The sequence below is a fragment of the Rhizobium sp. NPDC090275 genome (genome assembly GCF_044772225.1).
Classification (GTDB): Bacteria; Pseudomonadota; Alphaproteobacteria; order Rhizobiales; family Rhizobiaceae; genus Rhizobium.
The window spans coordinates 12,477-32,573 of sequence record NZ_JBIVYL010000001.1; the positions used below are offsets into that span (position 1 = coordinate 12,477).

Genomic DNA, 20,097 nt, shown 5'->3' on the forward strand with positions numbered 1-20,097 from the left:
CTCTTAGCTGTATGCTTTTGCCTTCACGTTGACTGCAATCAACGACGGTCCGCAACCTGCCGTGTACCATCCGCCCAATCTGAGACGCACACAGCGGCATGACAGCCGCTGTCCAAACTTGGGTTCTGGAGGGGCGCATGGAATTCCACAAGTCATTTCCGATCGCAGTCATCGACGAGGATTTCGACGGCAAGAGTGCCGCCGGCCGCGGGATGCGCGATCTGGCTGCTGCCATCGAGGCGGAGGGTTTTCGTGTCGTCTCCGGCGTCACTTATGAGGATGCGCGGCGGCTGGTGCATATCTTCAACACCGAGTCGGCCTGGCTGGTTTCCGTCGATGGCACGGAGGACAAGGCGTCGCGCTGGCAGGTGCTGGAGGAGGTCCTGAGCGCCAAGCGCCGCAAGAACGACAGGCTGCCGATCTTCCTGTTCGGCGACGACACGACGGCCGAAGACGTGCCGGCCAGCGTGCTGCGCCATGCCAATGCCTTCCTGCGGCTGTTTGAGGATTCCGCCGAGTTCATGGCCCGCGCCATCGTGCAGGCGGCGCGCAACTATCTCGACCGGCTGCCGCCTCCGATGTTCAAGGCGCTGATGGATTATACGTTGGAGGGGGCGTATTCCTGGCATACGCCGGGCCACGGCGGCGGCGTCGCCTTCCGCAAGAGCCCGGTCGGGCAGCTCTTCTACACCTTCTTCGGCGAGAATACGCTGCGGTCGGATATCTCGGTGTCGGTCGGCAGTGTCGGGTCGCTTCTGGATCACGTCGGGCCGATCGCGGAGGGAGAGCGCAACGCGGCGCGCATCTTCGGCACGGATGAGTCTCTCTTCGTCGTCGGCGGCACCTCGACCGCCAACAAGATCATCTGGCACGGCATGGTCGGGCGCGGCGATCTCGTGCTCTGCGACCGCAACTGCCACAAGTCGATCCTGCATTCGCTGATCATGACCGGCGCGACGCCGATCTATCTCATTCCTTCGCGCAACGGGCTCGGCATCATCGGGCCGATCTCCAAGGATCAGTTCACGCCCGAGGCGATCGCAAAGAAGATCGCGGTCAGCCCGTTTGCGGGGGAGACTAGCGGCAAGGTGCGGCTGATGGTGATCACCAACTCCACCTATGACGGCCTCTGCTACAATGTCGACGCTATCAAGGTGTCGCTCAAGGATTCAGTCGAGGTGCTGCACTTCGACGAGGCCTGGTACGCCTATGCGAACTTTCACGAGTTTTACGATGGCTTCCACGGCATTTCCTCGACGCAGCCGGCGCGCTCGCAGAACGCCATCACCTTCGCCACGCATTCGACGCACAAGCTTCTCGCGGCCTTCTCGCAGGCGTCGATGATCCACATCCAGCATGCCGAAAACAAGAAGCTCGACGTCACGCGCTTCAACGAGGCCTTCATGATGCACACCTCGACTTCGCCGCAATACGGCATCATCGCGTCGTGCGATGTGGCCGCGGCGATGATGGAGCAGCCGGCCGGCCGCGCGCTGGTGCAGGAGACGATCGACGAGGCCATCAGCTTCCGCCGGGCGATGAACGCGGTGCGCGGTCAGATGGGGCAGAGCTGGTGGTTCGACGTGTGGGAACCAACGATCGCGGAGGAGACGCCGAGCGATACGCATGCGGAGTGGGTGCTGAAGCCGGGCGACGCCTGGCACGGCTTTACCGGGCTTGCCGAAAACCACGTGATGGTCGATCCGATCAAGGTCACCATCCTGTCGCCGGGGCTTTCGGCGGATGGGACGATGCGGGAGCACGGGATACCGGCGGCCGTCATCACCAAGTTCCTCTCCTCGCGCCGGATCGAGATCGAAAAGACCGGGCTTTACTCCTTCCTCGTGCTGTTCTCGATGGGGATCACGCGCGGCAAGTGGAGCACGCTCGTCACCGAGCTCATCAATTTCAAGGATCTCTACGACAGCAACGCGCCATTGACGCGCGCGCTGCCGGCACTGGCCGCCGCGCATCCCGAGGCCTATGGGAACATGGGCCTGCGCGATCTCTGCGAGCAGGTTCACGCCATCTACCGCAAGGACGATGTGCCGAAGGCGCAGCGTGAGATGTATACGGTGCTGCCCGAGATGGCGCTGCGGCCGGCCGACGCCTATGACCACCTCGTCAAGGGGCGGATCGAGAGCGTCGAGATCGACAAGCTGATGAACCGCATCCTGGCGGTGATGATCGTTCCCTATCCGCCGGGTATTCCGCTGATCATGCCGGGCGAGCGGATCACCGAAACGACGAAATCCATCCAGGATTACCTGCTTTACGCGCGCGACTTCGACCGCAAATTCCCGGGCTTCGAGACCGATATTCACGGCCTGCGCTTCGAGGCCGGCAGCAACGGCCGCCGCTACCTCGTCGATTGCGTGGCGGAGGGGGCGGTCCAATGATCCCGCGCGACGTGAAATCCCCGACGGTTGCGATACCGTTCAACAAGATGCTGAAGATCGTCGCGGTCGTCGATCGCGACAACCGCCAAGTGCAGGAGCTGCTGGCGCAGCTCGCGGCAGACAATTTCGAGGTCGAGCTCCGCGATGACTATACGGCCGACGTTTCGGAAGACGCGTCGGTGGGCGCCTATATCGGCTCCGTGGAAGGCGGGTTGCTTCCCTATGCGCGCGGCTTTCTCCGCTCGCTGCGCGAGGCGGGTTTCCGTACGCCGGTCTGGGCGATGGCGGATACGCTCAGCATTGCGGACATGGACGTCGTCGAGATGGCGGGCGAGGTGGATGGCTTCGTCTATCTCGGCCAGCAGACGCCGGCCTTCTATGCCAAGCAGATCGTCTCCAGCCTGATCAACTACGGCAAATCGCTGCTGCCGCCGTTTTTCGGGGGCATGATGGCCTATGACGGCGAAGCCAATATCGCCTTCGATTGCCCCGGCCACCAGGGCGGGCAGTTCTATCGCAAGTCTCCGGCCGGCCAGCTGTTCTTCAAGTATTTCGGCGAAAGCATCTTCCGCAACGACCTTTGCAATGCGGACGTCGATCTCGGTGATCTCCTGATCCACGAAGGTCCCGCCGTCGAGGCGCAGAAGCAGGCGGCGCGGATCTTCGGGGCGGATCGCACCTATTTCATCCTGAACGGGACCAGCACCTCCAACAAGGTGGTGACCAACGCGGTGCTGCGCGCCGGCGATCTCGTGCTGTTCGATCGCAACAATCACAAGTCGCTGCACCAGGGCGCGCTGGTGCAGGCGGGGGCGATCCCGATCTATCTGCCGACGGCGCGCAATTCCTTCGGCATGATCGGCGCCGTCGACTGGGCGGCGTGGGACGAGGGCTGGCTGCGACAGCAGATCGCGGCCCATCCGCTTCTGGCGGACAAGAGCCGGGCCAATGCCGAGCGCCCCTTCCGGCTCGCCTGCATCCAGCTCGCCACCTATGACGGCACGATCTACAATGTCCGCCAGGTCATGGAGAATATCGGTCATCTCTGCGACTACGTGCTCTGGGACGAGGCCTGGATCGGCTACAACGCCTTCCATCCGCTGTTCGAGGGCCATAGCCCGATGCGGCTCAAGGATCTCAAGCCCGACATGCCCGGCCTGTTTTCGACGCAGTCGGTACACAAGCAGGGGGCGGGCTTCTCGCAGGCGTCGCAGATCCACAAGCGCGACGAACATATCAGCGACCAGCGCCGCTTCATCGAGCACAAGCGCTTCAATGAATCGCTGCTGATGCATGTCTCGACATCGCCCTTCTACCCGCTGTTCGCCTCGCTCGACGTCAATGCAAAGGTGCATGAGGGCAAGGCCGGCGAGATGCTCTGGGATCGCTGCATCGGTCTCGGGATCGAGGTGCGCAAGAAGCTGCGCGGCTTCGTCCAGCACTACGAGAGCAAGGCGACGAGCGCCGACGAGCAATGGTTCTTCGATCCCTTCGTGCCGGACAAGATCTCCGTCACGGGGTCCCAACACACCGGCGACCTCACGGGCATAAGGTGGGAGGATGTGCCGACCGATGTGCTGAAGCGCGAGCAGCAGTGCTGGCGGTTCGATCCCGAGGCGACGTGGCATGGCTATGCCGGCTATGCGCCGGGCTACACCATGGTCGATCCCAACAAGCTGACGCTTCTGACGCCTGGTATCGACCGGAAGACCGGCGAGTACCGCGAGTTCGGTATCCCGGCGACCGTCGTTGCCAACTATCTGCGCGAGCAGCGCGTCGTGCCGGAGAAGTGCGATCTCAACAGCCTGCTTTTCCTGCTGACGCCGGCCGAAGACGAAAGCAAGCTCAACACGCTCGTCGCCAAGCTGGTGAAATTCAAGAACCTGTGGGATCGCGATGCCCCGCTGCAGGATGTGCTGCCGACCGTCTTCGCCGCCAATCACGAGCGCTATCAGGGCTACACGGTGCGGCAGGTCTGCAAGGAGATGCACAGCTTCTATCGCTCCGCCGGCGTCAAGGAATTGCAGCGCCTGTGCTTCCGCTCCGAGAGCTTTCCGGAGCCGGCGATCTCGTCGAAGCAGGCTTACGAGGCGCTGGTCGCCAACAATGTCGACTACGTGCCGCTGTCGGAAGCCGCCGGGCGCATCTCGGCGACGCTGGCGCTGATCTATCCGCCCGGCATCGGCGTGATCGTGCCCGGAGAGCGCTGGGACAACAGGGCGCGGCCGATGCGCGATTATTTCCTGGCCTTCGAGGAGTCCTTCAACCGCTTCCCGGGCTTCAACTACGAAGTCCAGGGCGTGTTCCAGGAACGGATCGATGGGCGCATCAAGTTCCACACATATGTCGTGCGCGAGTAGGGCGAGGGGAGAGTGTCATCATGACCGATCACACAATGCATGCTGCGGCCGATACCACGGCCAAGAAGAAGATGAACCTGATGCAGCTGACCTTCATCGTTGCCGTCAACATGATGGGGTCGGGCATCATCATGCTGCCGGCGAACATGGCGCAGGTCGGCGCCATCTCGCTGCTCTCATGGATCGTCACCGCGCTCGGCTCGATGGCGATCGCCTACGGTTTCGCGCAGGCCGGGCTGTTCAACCAGCGGCCCGGCGGCATGTCTGCCTATGCCGAGGATGCCTACGGCAAGGATGGCTACTTCCTCGTCTTCTTCCTCTATTTCCTGTCGCTGGCGATCGGCAATGTCGCGATCGGCATCTCGGCGGTGGGCTATCTCGCGGGCTTCTTTCCGGTGCTGACCTCGACGCCCGTCATGACCTGCGTCGCGCTGATCGCGCTCCTTTGGCTCACTACGGCCGCCAATTTCGGTGGCCCGCGCATCACCGGGCGGATCGGGTCGATCACCGTGTGGGGCGTCATCATTCCGGTCGGTCTGTTGTCGATCATCGGATGGTTCTGGTTCAGTTCGAGCACGTTTGGCGCCGCCTGGAATCCGAAGGGGCTGACGCTGGCGCAGGGCATGGGATCCAGCATCTCGCTGACGCTCTGGGCGTTCCTCGGCATGGAGTCCGCGGCGCAGAACTCCGATGCCGTCGAAAATCCTAAGCGTGACGTGCCGCTTGCCTGTATGTTCGGCACGCTCGGCGCTGCCGTCATCTACATCCTGTCGACGACTGTGATCCAGGGCATCGTGCCGAACGCCGATCTCGCGGCCTCGACCGGTCCCTTCGCGCTTGCCTATGCGACCATGTTCAATCCGACGATCGGCTCGATCATCATGGCACTCGCGGTGCTTGCCTGCGTCGGGTCGCTGCTCGGCTGGCAGTTCACCATCGCGCAGACGGCGCGCACGGCGGCGCAGGAGCGGATGTTCCCGGCGATCTTCTCTCGGGTGAACCAGATGGGGGCGCCGGTGCAGGGCATGATCATCCTCGGCATCGTGCAGACGGGGCTTGCCCTGATGACCATTTCGCCGACGCTCAATGAGCAGTTCTCGGCCCTCGTCAACCTCGCGGTCGTCACCAACGTGCTGCCTTACATCGTGGCGCTTTCGGCTCTCTTCGTGATGATGAAGAAGGCGGGCGTGCCGCCGGCGAAGTACCGGCTGAACTCCATCATCGCCACGCTCGGCATGCTCTATAGCGTGTTCGCGATCTATGCCTCCGGCAAGGACGCGGTGCTTGGCGGCATGCTGGTCACGGGTATCAGCTTCATCATTTATGGCCGGATCGCGCCGCGCTTTTCGAGCGGCCTGAACCGTGTCGCGGCGGCAGAATAGTTCCGGGGAGGATGCGTCATGCAACAGAAGAAGCGTTTGAAGACATTGCTGACCGCGTCGATCCTCGCCGGCGCGGCCGCCTCCATGGCGCTGTCGTCCGCCGAGGCGCAGACACTCGATCGCATCAAGACGAGCAGTTCGCTGAAGCTCGGCTATGAACCGGATGCCCGGCCGTTCTCGTTCAAGACCGAGCAGGCGGCACCCGGCGGCTACGCGGTCGCGCTTTGCGGCAAGATCGCCGACAGCCTGAAGACGGCGCTGAACCTGCCGCAGCTGAATGTCGAATGGGTGCCGCTGACGGACAAGGGGCGGGAGCCGGCGATAAAGGACGGGACGGTGGATCTCGTCTGCGGTGCCGAGCCGATCACGCTCACGCGTCGCGCCGAGGTGTCTTTCTCGCTGCCGATCTTTCCGAGCGGCACGGGCGTGGTCTTGAGCAAGAGCGCGCCATTGGCGTTGACCGAGGTTCTGGCCTATGGGCAGCCCACCAGCCGGCCGATCTGGCGCGGCTCTCCGGCTCGCACCATCCTCGAGCACAAGACCTTCTCGTCGATCGCGGGGACGACCAGCGAGCGCTGGCTGGCTGACCGGATCAAGACCTTCCAGCTGGCGGCGACATCGGTGCCGGTGGAAAGCTACGCGATCGGTATCGAACGTGTCGTCGACGGCAGTTCGGCCGCGCTGTTCGGCGACATGCCGCTTCTCATGGATGCGGCCGCCCGCAGCGACAATGCCGGCAATCTCGTGGTGCTGAGGCGGCATTTCACCTATGAGCCGCTGGGGCTGGAACTGGCGCGCGGTGACGAAGACTTCCGTCTCGCCGTCGATCGCGCGCTCAGCCAGACTTACGCCTCGGCCGATTTCGTGGAGCTGTTCACGACATGGTTCGGCGTGCCCGACGAGGCCATCGTCACCTTCTTCCGGCAGACCGCGCTGCCGGAGTAATCCGGCCGCCCACCCGCCTCATCATGGCTGTTTGTCGATAAAAAGCGATATTTGCTGCATCGCGGAACAATCCGACACCCTCAAGGATTCGTACAAGGAGTAGTGAATGCGGAGGTAAGCCATGAACCGGGAGCGCGGACGGAGGAGGCTGATGCTCAGACTGCCGGATATCCGGCATGTTCTGGCAGGTGTGCCCACGGAAGCGCTCGGTGACATGTTCGAGTCCTACGCACTCGCCGCCGACGCGCTCGACCGGTTTCGCAGCGAACTGCCGATGCAGGAAAGTCTGATCGCGGAGTATTCCGAACTTTGTCATGAGATCGAGCAGGAGGTTATCCTCTATTGCTCCGGCGGGCTCAGATCTCAGGGATGAGATCGTTCAGCTGTCATGCGTCCCGGCTCAATCAACCGGCGCAATTGGCTTTGTTTCCGTGCTGTCTCGCGGCGGCCAGGCCCAGGCGCGCAGCAGCTCGTAGAACACGCTGAGCACTATCGGCCCGAGGAACAGGCCCAGCAGCCCATAGGATAGCGTGCCGCCGATAACCCCGATCAGGATCACCAGCATCGGCGTAGAGAGGCCTTTCGCCATCAGGATCGGCTTCAGCACGTTGTCGACCAGCATGATCGGTACCGCCACGACGGTGAGCGCCAAGGCGACCGATGTTGGCCATGAGAGCCAGCCCCAGATGATCGCCGGCACGAGGACAAGCCCCGGGCCCAGCTGCATCACGCAGAGCATGAAGATGATGAAGGTCAGTGCGCCCCGTGCGGGCAGGTCGAAGAAGGCGAAGCACAGGCCGCACATCAGCGTCTGCAGGAAAGCAACGCCGATGACGCCGCGCGAGACATTCCTGACTGTCGTTCCCGCGAGCTTGGCGAAGCCGACGCCCCGGTCACCGGCGATGCGGCTTGCCAGAACCTGAATGGTTTCGGCGAGCCGCGTCGACTGGGTGAGGAAGAAGCCGGAGAGGATAACGGAGGCGACGAAGCTCAATACGCCGCCGCTGATCGAGGCGAGCTTGGCGACCACGATCCCCATCACATGCAGGATCGGCTTTTGATATTCGATGATGTTGGAGGCGAGATCGCCGGCCACCTTGTTCCAGCCGGCGTAAAGGCGTTCGCCGATGACCGGCCATGCGCGAATGCTCTCGGGTGCTGCCGGCAGCGCGAAGCTCTCCGCCTGTAGCTTGCCGACCAGCCCTTCCACCGCGTCGGCGAAATTGACCGCCACGAGCGCCACGGGGGCGATGATCAGCACGAGGCAGGCGACGACGATGACTGTTGCGGCAATCACCGGCCGGTTGCCGATCAGCCGCGAGAGCGCGTTGAACATCGGGTAGAGCGCGACGGCAAGGATGGCCGACCAAACGACGATCAGCGCGAACGGCGCGATGAGCAGCACCGTCCAATAGGCGAAAAGGCCGATGATCCCGAGGCGCACAAGGTCGCTGACCCTTGCCTCGATCGAGATCTGTCCGGCGTCCTTTGCCGCCATGCCCACGTCGTTCGTCTGGTCCATCGTCATAACCCGCGCCGCGAGCCCCCTTGCGCGTCTGGTTACTGCGTCGTGTCGGGCACGACGTGGCGAACGCTGCCGTCCTCGATGAAGTCCGACGGCCGCTTCTGGCGCTTGCCGAGATCGGGCTCCTCGAACTTGATGCGCTCGTAGGGGATGGACTGCAGAATGTGTGATATGCAGTTGATCCGGGCGCGCTTCTTGTCGTCCGAGGGGACGATCCACCATGGGGCGTGGTTGCTGTCGGTCATCCGGAGCATCTCGTCATAGGCGCGGGTATAGTCCCACCAGCGCTGGTAGGACTCCACGTCCATCGGGCTCAGCTTCCACTGCCGGACCGGATCGTCGATGCGGCGGCGGAAGCGGCGCTCCTGCTCCTCTTCGCTGACGGTCAGGAAGTATTTGAGCAGTGTCACGCCACTCTCGACGATCGCCGCCTCGAAACGCGGCGCGAGCTCGAGGAAACGCTGCACCTTCTTCTCGCTGCAGAACCCCATGACGCGGTCGACACCGGCGCGGTTGTACCAGCTGCGATCGAAGATCACGACTTCGCCGGCGGCCGGCAGGTAGTTGATGTAGCGTTGCATGTAGATCTGCGATTTCTCGCGTTCGGTGGGGGCGGGCAGCGCGATGACGCGAAAGACGCGCGGGCTGACCTTCTCGGTGATGCGCTTGATCATGCCGCCCTTGCCGGCGGCGTCGCGGCCTTCGAAGACGATGACCACCCGGGCGCCGGATTTCTTGACCCACGCCTGGAGATGCGCCAGCTCCACCTGCAGGCGGGCGATCTGCTTGTCGTAATCCCACGCCTTCTTTTTCTTCTTGTCCTTGCCGTTGGACTTTGCCGATGGCTCCGGGTCGTGCCCCTTGGTTTCCAGTATCTCGTCCATGGTTCTCCCTCCGTGCTCTTAAACCGTGCTGCCTGCCGATGTCGTGCCTGCCGATGTCGTGACTGTCTGGTCGTAATTCCCGATCAGCGCGCGCAGCGCTTCTTCCCTGCCGTTGAAGATGTTGTCCGGGCCGATCGTCCTGATGACGCCGGCGCGGCTCAGAATGCCGCGGCTCTCCTCGCTGAGATCGGCGACGGCGAAGGTGACGTTGCGCTTGGCGAGGATCTCGGCCACGGCCTCGAGCGCGGTGGCGCCCGTGCTGTCGATATGGGTGATCGCGCTGGCATCGAGCACGAGGCAGCGGGTCTCGGCGGGCAGGTTTCGCGCCACTGACGTCAGGCGGTTCCTGATGTAATCGGCGTTGTAGAAGAGGATGCTGCCCTGCACCGCGAAGACGGCGGCGCCGTCGACAGGGCGCGCTTCGGGGTGGCGGGCAAGGTCGAAGAAGCCGTGCCGGCCTTCGATGCGGCCGAGCAGGCCGTCGCGCGGAAACATCGTCTGGCGCAGCAGATAGACCAGCGTTGCGGCCACCGCGACAATGACGCCGTTGAGCACGCCGAAGCTGATGGCGCCCCACATGGCGATCAGCGCGAAGATGAACTCCATGCGGCTGATGCGCCAGATCTTGCGCAGTTCGTGGACGTCTATGAGGCTGATCGCCGCCATGGCGAGGATCGCGGCCAGCGCCGGAATGGGCAGGATGCGCAGCGCGCTGTGCAGGAAGACGAGGGCCGCGATCAGCGTTGCCGCCGAGACGAGGCCGGCCGCCTGCGAGACGCCGCCGGTCGACAGGTTGATCGCGGTGCGGGAATCCGAAACGCTGATCGGAAACGAGCCGAACAGCCCCGGCGCGATGTTGGCCGCGCCGAGGCCTATCAGCTCCTGGTTCGCATCGACCTCTTCGCCGGTGCGCGAGCCGAAGCTGCGGGCCGCCACGATGCCCGCGCCGAAGCTCACCAGAAAGATCGCGGCGGAGCCGAGTATGATCTTGTCGAGTGGCATCTGGTGGAGCGCGGGCAGCGAGAAGCTTGGCAGGCCGCTCGGGATATCGCCGACGACGGCGATGCCGCGCCCCTGAAAATCGAAGATGGCCGAGAGCACCACCGAGAGGACGACGACCAGCACCGGCCCTGGAATCTTGAGCTGGAAGGCACGCACGAGCCACAGCAGCGCGAACATCGCAAGGCCGAGAAGCAGCGAGGGCCAGTGGATCAGGCCGCTCTTGCCAGCGATCTCGACCAGCGGCGGGACGAGCCCGTCGGATTCGATCTTCACGCCGGTGAAACGGCCGATCTGGCCGACGAGGATCGACAGAGACACGCCGGCGAAGAAGCCGACGAGAATAGGTCGCGAGAGGAAGCTTGCGAGAACGCCGAGGCGCAGCAGCTTGGCGGCGATGCAGCAGATGCCGACGCCAAGCGCGAGTGCCGCCGCAATGGCGACCCGATCGACCGGCGTGCCGGCGGGGTAGGCGGCGACGATCGTGCCCATGGCCGCGGCAAGCACGGTCATGGTGGCCGCATCCGGGCCGACGACAAGGAGCCGCGAGGGTCCGAAGATCGCATAGGCGATCGGCGCGACGATGCTGGCGTAGATGCCCGTTTCCGGCGGCAGGCCGGCAATGGCCGGATAGGCGATGGCGCTCGGCAGGCCAACGGCTGCAATCGACAGCCCGGCCGGGATATCGCTCTTCAGCCAATCCCTGCTGAAACCGCTCAGGCCTCGCAACATCGGAAGACTGCCTATCACCGTGGGCTCCTTATCACTTCGTCATCGGCATTCCCATGTTCGTGCCGGCCCCACCCGCAAGAGCGGGACCGGCCTTCTCCCCTCAGTGTTCAAGGAAGACGTAGTTCATCCAGCTGCTCATCCGCAGCAGCACCTTTCTCAGGACCGCGACGTGGTGCCAGTGGTGGGTGTAGACGGCCACCTCGGCGACGACACCGCCGGGTAGCTGGTAGCCCTCGGTGCTCTCAAGGAGCTCGATGCTGGCGATAGTCTGGCCGGGGGCTGCGCGTTCGGGCGATTGCGGATCGATCAGCGCGCCGGAGGGCTGCAACTGACCTTGCGCCATCACGTCGATGATCCCCTGCACGCGGGCCTTGAAGATCTTGCCTGGGACCGCCTTGAAGGCCACCTCGGCATCGTCGCCGACATTGACGCGTTGCAGCGAGTTCTGGATGAAGGCGGCGCCCAGCATCTGGTCCTGGCTGTCGATGAAGACCATGACCGGGCGCAGCGGCAGCGGGTTTGCCATCATGCCAGGGCGCAGGAAGACCTGGGTGACGTAGCCGTCGCTGGGGGCGCGGACCGTCGTCTGATCGAGCTCGTATTCAGCGTTGGCAAGTTCGGCCTGCAGGCGGGCAACGGTGGGGTTGGTGCCGTTGATTTCCGATTCATAAGCCAGTTTTGCCTGCGTGGCCTGGGCGCGGGCGGTATCGACCGCGGCCTCGGCCGTCAGGTAGAGGCCCCTGCGGTTTTCGACTTCGAGTTCGGAGTAGACGGCGCCACGACCGCTCGACTTGGCGTTTTCGTTGGATGCCTGAAATTTCTCGAAGGCCTGCAGCGAACGATCCCTGGAGGCTTCGGCGCCGGTGACGGCCGCGTTGGCGGCGTCGAGTGCTGCTTTCAATTGCAGCACCGTCTGCTTTGCCTCGGCGAGCGCCGCCGTCTTTTGGTCGACGGTGAACTGATAGGGGCGCGGATCGATGCGGAAGAGGACGTCGCCCTTTTTCAGCGGTGCATTAGGCGTTACCGGCACCTCGATTACTTGGCCGCCGACCGTCGGGATGACGGGCGCCGAAGTGAAGTAGATGCGGGCGTCGCTGGTGTAGGGGTGATTGTAGCTCATCAAAAGCAACAGCGTCCCGATCAGGAAGATGCCGCCGAGAACCGATGTGGCCAGCGTCCACTGGTTCACCGGGATGCGGAAGATCTTGAAGATCGCGTAGCAGAGCGCCGCGTAGGTCAGTATGAGAAGCAGGTCCATCAGGCGTTCTCCTTCTCCGATGTCTGGCCTTCCGACTGGCCTTCGAGTTCCGCGATGCGGGCATGCAGGCGTGCGATTTCAGCGTTGGCTTCCTGCGCCGGCGACAATTTTCCATCGCTGCGGATGCCCCAGCCGCGATCCTCGCGGTAGATCGTTGCCCAGATGAAAAGGAACGGCCAGATGGCATGGAGGGTGAACAGGCTCACCCATCCCGCGACATGGATCGCATCCTGATGCGGATGGTTTCTGGCCTTTGCCATCAGGTGCGGGATGTCGTGGATCGCGATCACCGCGTAGAACAGCGTGATCACGACGAAGAACAGAACGCCCAGTGCGAAATAGTCGAGGAACACGGTTTTTGCCTTTCGACAACGAATGGTCGACCTCAGCGGGTGCGGGGAATACGCAAAAACAATAGACCTGCGTGGACGGCGATGCCCGTAGCATCACGTAACATCTATCGGATCGAGGACGGGCGAGGGGCTCTTCGCTGTCGTGCGCGACATCGCCGATCGTCGACCATGGCGCGCGACTTGACGTGGTCCGCGTCCGTCAATCGTCAACCGCACGGATCGCGGATGCCGCGTATCTTCGCGTATCTTACGTCTGCGTCCGCGCTCAACCGCCCTATAATCGGCTGGTCTTCCTGGGGGGAGATCGGCGGTGGGGGCGTGCGATGAGCTGGAGAGAAAGCAATGTACCGCGACTGTCCGCTCTCGCCGTCGCCGAGGTCCATTTCCCTGAGAAGGCCAAGAGGGTTCGGCATCTCTACCAGGTGAGCGAAACGTTCCGCAGCATGTGCGAGGACCTCGCGGTGATCCTGGAGACGCTGGCCCACCTCGACGACCTTCCGCGCACGGAACGGGAGGCGCGTCGGCAGGAATACAAGGAACTGGAGAAAGCGCTTCTCAGCGAAATCGGCGAGGCGCTGTCGCAATCGAACGTCGTATCGCTCAAGCGCTCCTGAGCGCCCGGACGTGGCCCGGACCCCGGAGCGCGCCGAGAGCAGCATTCATCGCCATTTGCACGGAAAGGTCGATGCGTCATGAAATCAAGATCGTTCAGACTAACCGCTGGCCTGACAACTGGTTTGACGGCGCTGGCGCTCATCTCCATGCAGGAGCCATCCTTCGTGTTCGCGCAAACGGCGGCGGCTCCCGCTGCCGCGCCGGCGCCTGCCGCGCCTGCAGCCACGGCCGACCTCTTGTCCGAAGATGAGCTGGAGGTACTGGTCGCCCGTATCGCGCTCTATCCGGACGAGCTGGTCGCCGCGATTTCGGCGGCGTCGCTTTTCCCGCTGCAGATCATCGAGGCGCAACGCTTCCTGGACTCCAAGAAAAAGAACGCCGATCTCAAGCCCAAGGATGATTGGGATGGCAGCGTCATTTCGCTGCTGAACTATCCCGACATCGTGAAGATGATGAGCGACGATCTCGACTGGACGCAAAAGCTCGGCGATGCGCTGACCAACCAGCAGAAGGATGTGCTCGTTGCCATCCAGCAGCTGCGCGACGAGGCGGTGGCGAAGAATATCATCAAGACGGACGACAAGGTGACCGTCGTCACCGAAAACAACAACGTGGTGATCCGCCCGACCGATCCTAAGAAGGTCTACATCCCGCAATATGAGCCGCAGATGCTCTACGAGCCCGGCTACGCCGCCGAGCCGATCTCCTATTATCCAAGCTCTTACGACAACTACTATTATCCGGGCGCCGCGTTCTTCGCGGGTGCTGTCACCGGCGTCGCCTGGGCGGCGATCGTCAACTGGGACGACTGGGGGGTCTGGGGCGGCCGGTGGAACGGCGATGTCGATATCGACTGCAACAATTGCTTCAACGACCGGAATTTCAACGGCAAGGTGAAGTGGAACGATGTCGACTGGACGAAGGTCGATCGCAGCAAGCTCAGCATCGACAAGAGCCAGTTCGCCAATCTGGATCGCACGGCGATCAAATCCGGCCTCGAAGGCGACAAGCGCAATCAGCTGAAAAACCAGGTCGGCGACCGCCGGGCGGATTTGGGGGCAGGCGGGCGCAACCCGGCCGCGCGCGCCGACGACATCCGCAAGGGAACCGTCAACGGCCTGAAGGCCAACGGCAAGCCGGGCATCGCCAACAGACCGGCGGACCGGCCGAATGCCGGGAACCGTCCTGCGAATGCGTCTCGTCCGGATGCGCGTCCCGGCAATGCCGGGGCCAATCGTCCATCGAAGGGCAATGTGAAGAAGAATTCCGGCGCGCCGAAGATGGCGGCGAGGCCGGACAACCGTTCACGGCAGCCCAACGCGCTCGGCAACCCGCAATCATCCGGCCGGCGCGAAGCCATTGCGTCACAACGTGGCGGCCAGAGCATGGGCGGCGGTCAGCGCGGTGCGCCGCGGGCGCAGAGCCGCCCGGCACCCAGGTCTTATGCCGGTGGAGCCGGGCGTGGCGGTGGCGGTCATTCGCGTCCGCCGCCACGGCGCGGCGGTGGCGGTGGTGGAAGACGATAGGATCTGACCGGGTTTCCAGAGCCAATGGAGGCAACCATGGCATTGCGACTGAAGTTGATGCGTTTGCTGGTTGGCGTGGTCCTGCCCTTGACGTTCGCAAGTTCGTCTATGGCGCAGACCGCCCTCTCGGAGTTCATCGGCAAGGCGCCGCAACCGTCTTTCGACACGCCTGACATGGCGCTCGACAAGCTGAAGGCGGTGCTGGCGGCGAACGATCTGAATGGGCTTGCGGAGCTGCTCGGGCTGAAGGCCGACAAGCTCAAGGACAACAACGCGGCCATGGTCAGCTACGCGCTGATCCGCGAGGGTGCGTCGCGGCTGATGAAACTCGAGGATCTCGATGGGCGCAAGATCGTCGAGATCGGCGACAGGCTCTGGCCGCTGCCGTTTCCGTTGACGAAGGGGGCTGACGACAAGTGGACGTTCGACACGCGCACCGGACTGGAGGAGATCGTCAACCGCCGCATCGGCGAAAACGAGCTCGCGACGATCGAGACCATCCATAACTTCGTCATCGCCCAGCACATCTATGCCTCGGAGGATCGGACTGGTTCTGGCATCTACGAGTATGCGCAGAAGCTGATCAGTTCGCCCGGCAAGCGGGACGGTCTGTACTGGCAGGCAGGCCCCGGCGACGAGGATAGCCCGGCAGGTCCGCTGATCGAGACCGCCGCCTTCGGCAAGGCCAAACGCGGCGAGGGCTACTTCGGATATCACTACCGGATATTGACGGGGCAGGGCGACAACGTGCTCGGCGGCAAGCAGAGCTACATCGTCAACGGTCACATGACGGCGGGCTTCGCGGTGATCGCCTGGCCGGTCAAGTACAGGGTGACGGGTGTGCAGACATTCATCGCCAATGGCATGAGCGTCATCTACCAGCGCGATCTCGGGCCGGAGACGGAGAAGAAGGCGGCAGCGATCAAGACCTTCAATCCCGACAACAACTGGTCGGTCGTGTCCGAATAGGCCGAAATGCATTCGGGTGGCGGTTGTCAGAAACAACCGCCACCCGTCAAATCGATGAGTGCTCGCAGCCCCTCCCGGGGCTTTATTTGACCGGGGGTTCCCAGGTCAGGAACAGGCCGACATCGCCGGGCATGCCACCTGGAAAGTCGATGATCATGGCCTTCAGGCCATAGCCCTGCGGCTTGGCAAGCTGTTCGAACAGGTCGAGAAGCTCCTTCGCCTTGCCCTGAAGCGTCTTCTGCCATCCTGGAAGGCTGTTGTTGATGGCGCGGCCGCCGTCGTCGCAGAAGCTCGAGGGGAAGCTGTAGATCATCGCTTCGTACTTGCCGTCCGCGGCGGCCTTCATGACGAGGCGCTTGATCATCGCGCGTTCCTTCTCGTCGATATGCTTGCGGAAGAAGTCCTCGACGAACTCGGCATGCTTCTCAGCCTCGCGTGCCTTGATCTTCTCGTCGCGCTCCATCTCGGCGATCTGGAGCTCAAGGGCGCGTTTGCGCAGTTCTTCGGCGCTGGCCATGGAATGGGGTGCGGATGTCTGCGTCGATGTCATCTCTACGTCCTCCAAGTTCATCCTCATAAGATGATAGGGCGGATGGAGAAGCGAAGGCAGTATGATACGCGGGGGTGGCTGTAAGATACGGTATGTTACGGCTGCGGCCCGGAATGGCCCGGAAAAGGCTTCAAATGCTGGCCGTCGAGATCGATCCGGGCCTCCTTACGATCACGTGACGGCTCCATTTCCGGCCCGCCGAGGCCGATGTGCGTTACGGTAATATACGCTTCATTCGCGCGACATCATGCCATCGTCCCGCCCGTCGATGTGACCAGTCAGGGACGGATAGGATGAAAAGATCAAGACGAGGGATTCTGATAACGGCCGTTGCGTGTGTCTCCATGGGCCTTGCCTGGGGAGCGTCGGCGCAGACCTTGAGCTATGCGGATGCGGTGACGAAGCTCGCGAGCGATTGCGGCACCGACATCCAGAAACTGTGCAAGGGACTGAACCTCGGCAGCGGCCGCATCGCCGACTGCCTGCAGCAGAACGCGGCCAAGGTTTCGCCGAGCTGCAAGGCTTCGCTTGGCACCGTCTTCCAGTCGATCACGACGCGCGAACAGGCGCAGACGGCCTATGAACGCGTCTGCCAGCGCGACATGTCGAAGAGCTGCAACGGCATCAAGGGAGACGGCTTCGTGCTTGCCTGCCTGATCAAGAAGCAGCCGCGCGTCAGCGACGAATGCAATCAGACGATCACCAATGCGGGATGGAGATAAGATGATGAAGCGGGTTCTTTCGAAAGCAATCATTGTCGCGGCGGCGGCGGTCCTTGTTCCCGCCCTGGCATCGGCGCAGGAAGTGTCGCAGGAGCGCATCGTCAAGGGGCTTGGCAAGCTGACCTCCGCTGCGCCAGCCATCGATCTCGAGATCCTGAGGCAGGAGGCGATCAGCGGCGGTAGCAAGCAGATGTCGGAGTTGCCGAACTGGAAGCGTATCGCCAAGCTGCCGCAGATGGTGGTCGAGATCAATTTCGAGAATGATTCCGTCGCGATCCAGCCGAGTTCCTACCGCACGCTCGGCCTGCTTGCCGATGCGCTGCATCATCCGAACCTCTGGGACTATAAATTCCTGGTGGTCGGGCACTCGAGTTCGACGGGCGATGAGAAGCACAATCTCGATCTCAGCGAGCAGAGGGCGGCTGCCATCAAGGAGGCTCTGTCCACGACTTTCGCGGTCGATCCGCAGCGGCTTTATGCGGTCGGCGTCGGCGAATACATGCCGATTCCGGGCACGGATACGACAGGATCGAACAATCGGCGCGTACAGCTGATCAATCTCGGTGTCTTCACGAAGAAATCCTGAGATCGACTTCAGGTCAGCCGGGAGCCTGTGAAATATTTCCAGCAGGCGTCTGGCAGACGCTGAATAAAAATACATGAAACGACCCGCGTGGAGCGATCCGCGCGGGTCGTTTCATTTCGGGCAAGTTTCTTTGCTCAGCCGGGCTTCTGGCCCATCCGGGACAGCGTGACGCCAGCTTCGACCGCTAAGGGTCGCCTCACGGTGTAAGCTGATACAATTCGGGATATACGCAATGTTGAACATCGTCGTACCAATGGCAGGGCAAGGAAGCCGCTTCGCCAAGGCCGGCTATACTCTCCCCAAGCCACTGCTGCCTGTGCACGGCGTGCCGATGATCCGGCTGGTGATCGAAAACCTTCGCCCGTCCGTGGAGCATCGCTTCATCTTCATCTGCCAGGCAGCCCATGTCAGGGAGCATGGGCTGGGCGAGAACCTGCGGGCCTGGGCGCCGGGCTGCGAGATCTTCCTCGTCGAGCAGGTGACCGAGGGTGCCGCCTGCACGGTGCTGCTCGCCCGCGACGAGATCGACAACGATCAGCCGATGATGATCGCCAATTGCGACCAGTATATCGACGTCGATATCGACGATTATCTTCGGGCCATGGGCGATCTCGACGGGATGATCATGACCATGACGGCGGATGATCCGAAGTGGAGCTTCGTTTCGTTCGGCGCCGATGGCTATATCGACAACGTCGTCGAGAAGCAGGTGATTTCCGATCACGCGACCGTTGGGATCTACAATTTCCGCAAGGGCTCGGACTTCGTTTCCTATGCGGACCGGATGATCGAGCGCGACTTCCGCGTCAATGGCGAGTTCTACGTGGCGCCGGTCTATAATTTCATGATCGAGGACGGCTCGAAGATCGGCGCCTATTCGATCGGCTCGGTGGATGCGGGAATGTATGGTCTCGGCGTGCCCGAGGATCTCACGCATTTCCAGAGCCTGCCCTTGTCCGTCGATGTGACGCGGTCGCTGGGGGCTGCGGTATGATCGAGGTTCTCAGCCATCGCGGCTATTGGAAGACGCCTGAGGAGAAGAACTCGGTCGAGGCCTTCGTTCGCTCCTTCTCGCTCGGCTTCGGCACGGAGACCGACGTGCGCGACAGCCAGGCGGACGGCGCGCCTTCGATCGTCATCTCGCACGACATTCCGCGCGGAGGAGAAATCTCCTTTGCGGAGTTCCTCCGGATTGCCAAACAACACGGCTCGCCGCTGCTGGCGCTGAACATCAAGGCCGATGGTCTGCACGACATGCTGGCGGAGGTTCTGTCGAGCGAAGGCTACAACAACTATTTCCTCTTCGATGCGTCGGTCCCGGATCTCATCCAGGGCGTGAAGCGCAAGATGGTCTCGTTCACGCGTCTCAGCGAATATGAGCGCGAGGCGTCGCTCTACGACGATCCCGGTGTGACCGGCGTGTGGATCGACAACTTCCTGCCGGGGCGCTGGTATGACGCGGCGCTGATCGAGCGCATTCTCGCCGACGGCAAGCAGGCGACGCTGGTGGCGCCGGATCTTCACGGTCGCCACGACGAATATGAACCATTTCTCCAGTGGCTGGTGTCTTCGGGGCTCAACGAGCGGGATGGGCTTTCCGTCTGCACCGACTTTCCGGAGCGCGCGCAACTGATATTGACTGGCCGGGACGCAGCATGACCACGCTTAAGGCGATTATCTTCGACATGGACGGCGTGCTGATCGACGCACGCGAATGGCACTATGAGGCGCTCAACCGGGCGCTCGAGCTCTTCGGATACACCATTCCGCTGCACGAGCACCTGACGATCTTCGACGGCCTGCCGACGCGGCGCAAGCTGGAGATCCTGACGACGACGCGCGGGCTTCCCGAGGCGCTGCATGGCTTCATCAACGAGATGAAGCAGCTCTACACGACCGAGATGATCCACACCAAGTGCAAGCCGACCTTCAAGCAGGAATACGCGCTGGCGCGGCTGCGGGAAGACGGATACCGGCTCGCCGTGGCGTCGAACTCGATCAAGAGCACGGTGTCGCTGATGATGTCGCGAGCCGCACTCGATGGTTACCTCGAGTTCCAGCTGAGCAACGAGGACGTCAAGCACGGCAAGCCGAGCCCGGAGATCTACACCAAGGCGATCACCATGATGGGCCTGACGCCCGAGGAATGCCTGATCGTCGAGGACAACGAGAACGGTATCAAGGCGGCCAAGGGTTCCGGCGCGCATGTCATGGTGGTGAACGATATCGCGGATGTGAACTATCCCGCGATCACCGAGACCATTCGAAAAATCCACGGTTGATGAGCTTGCG

The 20,097-nt window shown here is 62.7% G+C and carries 19 protein-coding genes; 13 read left to right on the top strand and 6 right to left on the bottom strand.

Translation table 11 applies throughout. The annotated features are described in order from the left end of the window. Positions 1 to 137: 137 nt before the first annotated feature. The 5 genes from ACIQUB_RS00070 (at position 138) to ACIQUB_RS00090 (ending at position 7,459) form a co-directional block, all read left to right on the top strand. Positions 138 to 2,399, top strand: coding sequence for an arginine/lysine/ornithine decarboxylase (locus tag ACIQUB_RS00070; protein WP_113235364.1), 2,262 nt, complete (start codon positions 138 to 140; stop codon positions 2,397 to 2,399). Then, complete coding sequence (gene speC, locus ACIQUB_RS00075; RefSeq protein WP_113235363.1) at positions 2,396 to 4,759, top strand: ornithine decarboxylase; 2,364 nt, start codon at positions 2,396 to 2,398, stop codon at positions 4,757 to 4,759. The genes ACIQUB_RS00070 and speC overlap by 4 nt, the downstream gene beginning before the upstream one ends. A gap of 20 nt (positions 4,760 to 4,779) precedes the next feature. Further along, the gene (gene potE / locus ACIQUB_RS00080; protein WP_113235362.1) at positions 4,780 to 6,141 is read left to right on the top strand and encodes a putrescine-ornithine antiporter; all 1,362 of its coding nucleotides are present in this window, start codon (positions 4,780 to 4,782) and stop codon (positions 6,139 to 6,141) included. Positions 6,142 to 6,159: 18 nt separating this feature from the next. Next, positions 6,160 to 7,086: an amino acid ABC transporter substrate-binding protein gene (locus tag ACIQUB_RS00085; RefSeq protein WP_113235361.1), complete on the top strand. Its 927-nt coding sequence runs from the start codon at positions 6,160 to 6,162 to the stop codon at positions 7,084 to 7,086. A gap of 121 nt (positions 7,087 to 7,207) precedes the next feature. Further along, complete coding sequence (locus ACIQUB_RS00090; RefSeq protein ID WP_113235360.1) at positions 7,208 to 7,459, top strand: hypothetical protein; 252 nt, start codon at positions 7,208 to 7,210, stop codon at positions 7,457 to 7,459. A gap of 27 nt (positions 7,460 to 7,486) precedes the next feature. On the opposite strand, the gene ACIQUB_RS00095 is transcribed toward ACIQUB_RS00090, so the two are convergent. The 5 genes from ACIQUB_RS00095 to ACIQUB_RS00115 form a co-directional block, all read right to left on the bottom strand. Continuing rightward, entirely contained in the window at positions 7,487 to 8,608 is a 1,122-nt protein-coding gene (locus ACIQUB_RS00095) for an AI-2E family transporter (protein WP_113235380.1), read from the bottom strand. A gap of 38 nt (positions 8,609 to 8,646) precedes the next feature. Next, the gene (ppk2, locus tag ACIQUB_RS00100) at positions 8,647 to 9,495 is read right to left on the bottom strand and encodes a polyphosphate kinase 2 (protein ID WP_047514045.1); all 849 of its coding nucleotides are present in this window, start codon (positions 9,493 to 9,495) and stop codon (positions 8,647 to 8,649) included. Between the two features lie 18 nt (positions 9,496 to 9,513). Then, a complete protein-coding gene (locus tag ACIQUB_RS00105) occupies positions 9,514 to 11,244 on the bottom strand; it encodes a SulP family inorganic anion transporter (protein ID WP_402928171.1) in 1,731 nt (576 codons plus the stop codon). Between the two features lie 82 nt (positions 11,245 to 11,326). After that, positions 11,327 to 12,484, bottom strand: a complete 1,158-nt coding sequence (locus tag ACIQUB_RS00110) for an HlyD family secretion protein (RefSeq protein ID WP_047514040.1) — start codon at positions 12,482 to 12,484, stop codon at positions 11,327 to 11,329. Further along, positions 12,484 to 12,837, bottom strand: coding sequence for a DUF3302 domain-containing protein (locus ACIQUB_RS00115; RefSeq protein WP_047514037.1), 354 nt, complete (start codon positions 12,835 to 12,837; stop codon positions 12,484 to 12,486). Before ACIQUB_RS00115 ends, ACIQUB_RS00110 begins: the two co-directional genes overlap by 1 nt. Positions 12,838 to 13,160: 323 nt before the next feature. Here ACIQUB_RS00115 and ACIQUB_RS00120 point away from each other — a divergent pair, with 323 nt between their 5' ends. The 3 genes from ACIQUB_RS00120 to ACIQUB_RS00130 all read left to right on the top strand — a co-directional run bounded on the left by ACIQUB_RS00120 (position 13,161) and on the right by ACIQUB_RS00130 (position 15,947). Continuing rightward, complete coding sequence (locus ACIQUB_RS00120; protein ID WP_113235358.1) at positions 13,161 to 13,451, top strand: hypothetical protein; 291 nt, start codon at positions 13,161 to 13,163, stop codon at positions 13,449 to 13,451. 78 nt (positions 13,452 to 13,529) lie between these two features. Beyond that, positions 13,530 to 14,978 carry a DUF3300 domain-containing protein gene (locus tag ACIQUB_RS00125; protein ID WP_113235357.1) on the top strand — a complete coding sequence of 483 codons (1,449 nt, stop codon included), beginning with the start codon at positions 13,530 to 13,532 and terminating at the stop codon, positions 14,976 to 14,978. Between the two features lie 36 nt (positions 14,979 to 15,014). Next, a complete protein-coding gene (locus ACIQUB_RS00130; protein WP_113235379.1) occupies positions 15,015 to 15,947 on the top strand; it encodes a DUF2950 domain-containing protein in 933 nt (310 codons plus the stop codon). Positions 15,948 to 16,029: 82 nt separating this feature from the next. Here the strand turns inward: ACIQUB_RS00130 and ACIQUB_RS00135 are convergent, their stop codons facing one another. Continuing rightward, positions 16,030 to 16,464, bottom strand: a complete 435-nt coding sequence (locus ACIQUB_RS00135) for a hypothetical protein (RefSeq protein ID WP_402928721.1) — start codon at positions 16,462 to 16,464, stop codon at positions 16,030 to 16,032. Between the two features lie 326 nt (positions 16,465 to 16,790). Here ACIQUB_RS00135 and ACIQUB_RS00140 point away from each other — a divergent pair, with 326 nt between their 5' ends. The 5 genes from ACIQUB_RS00140 (at position 16,791) to ACIQUB_RS00160 (ending at position 20,087) form a co-directional block, all read left to right on the top strand. Further along, positions 16,791 to 17,219, top strand: coding sequence for a hypothetical protein (locus ACIQUB_RS00140; RefSeq protein ID WP_113199440.1), 429 nt, complete (start codon positions 16,791 to 16,793; stop codon positions 17,217 to 17,219). Positions 17,220 to 17,223: 4 nt separating this feature from the next. Continuing rightward, a complete protein-coding gene (locus ACIQUB_RS00145; protein ID WP_113235378.1) occupies positions 17,224 to 17,805 on the top strand; it encodes an OmpA family protein in 582 nt (193 codons plus the stop codon). A 232-nt stretch (positions 17,806 to 18,037) separates the two neighbouring features. After that, on the top strand, positions 18,038 to 18,799 hold the full coding sequence (locus ACIQUB_RS00150) for a glycosyltransferase family 2 protein (RefSeq protein WP_113235356.1): 762 nt from the start codon (positions 18,038 to 18,040) through the stop codon (positions 18,797 to 18,799). Further along, positions 18,796 to 19,464: a phosphodiesterase gene (locus ACIQUB_RS00155; protein ID WP_402928179.1), complete on the top strand. Its 669-nt coding sequence runs from the start codon at positions 18,796 to 18,798 to the stop codon at positions 19,462 to 19,464. Before ACIQUB_RS00150 ends, ACIQUB_RS00155 begins: the two co-directional genes overlap by 4 nt. Beyond that, on the top strand, positions 19,461 to 20,087 hold the full coding sequence (locus tag ACIQUB_RS00160; RefSeq protein ID WP_047514019.1) for an HAD family phosphatase: 627 nt from the start codon (positions 19,461 to 19,463) through the stop codon (positions 20,085 to 20,087). The genes ACIQUB_RS00155 and ACIQUB_RS00160 overlap by 4 nt, the downstream gene beginning before the upstream one ends. Positions 20,088 to 20,097 lie beyond the last annotated feature (10 nt).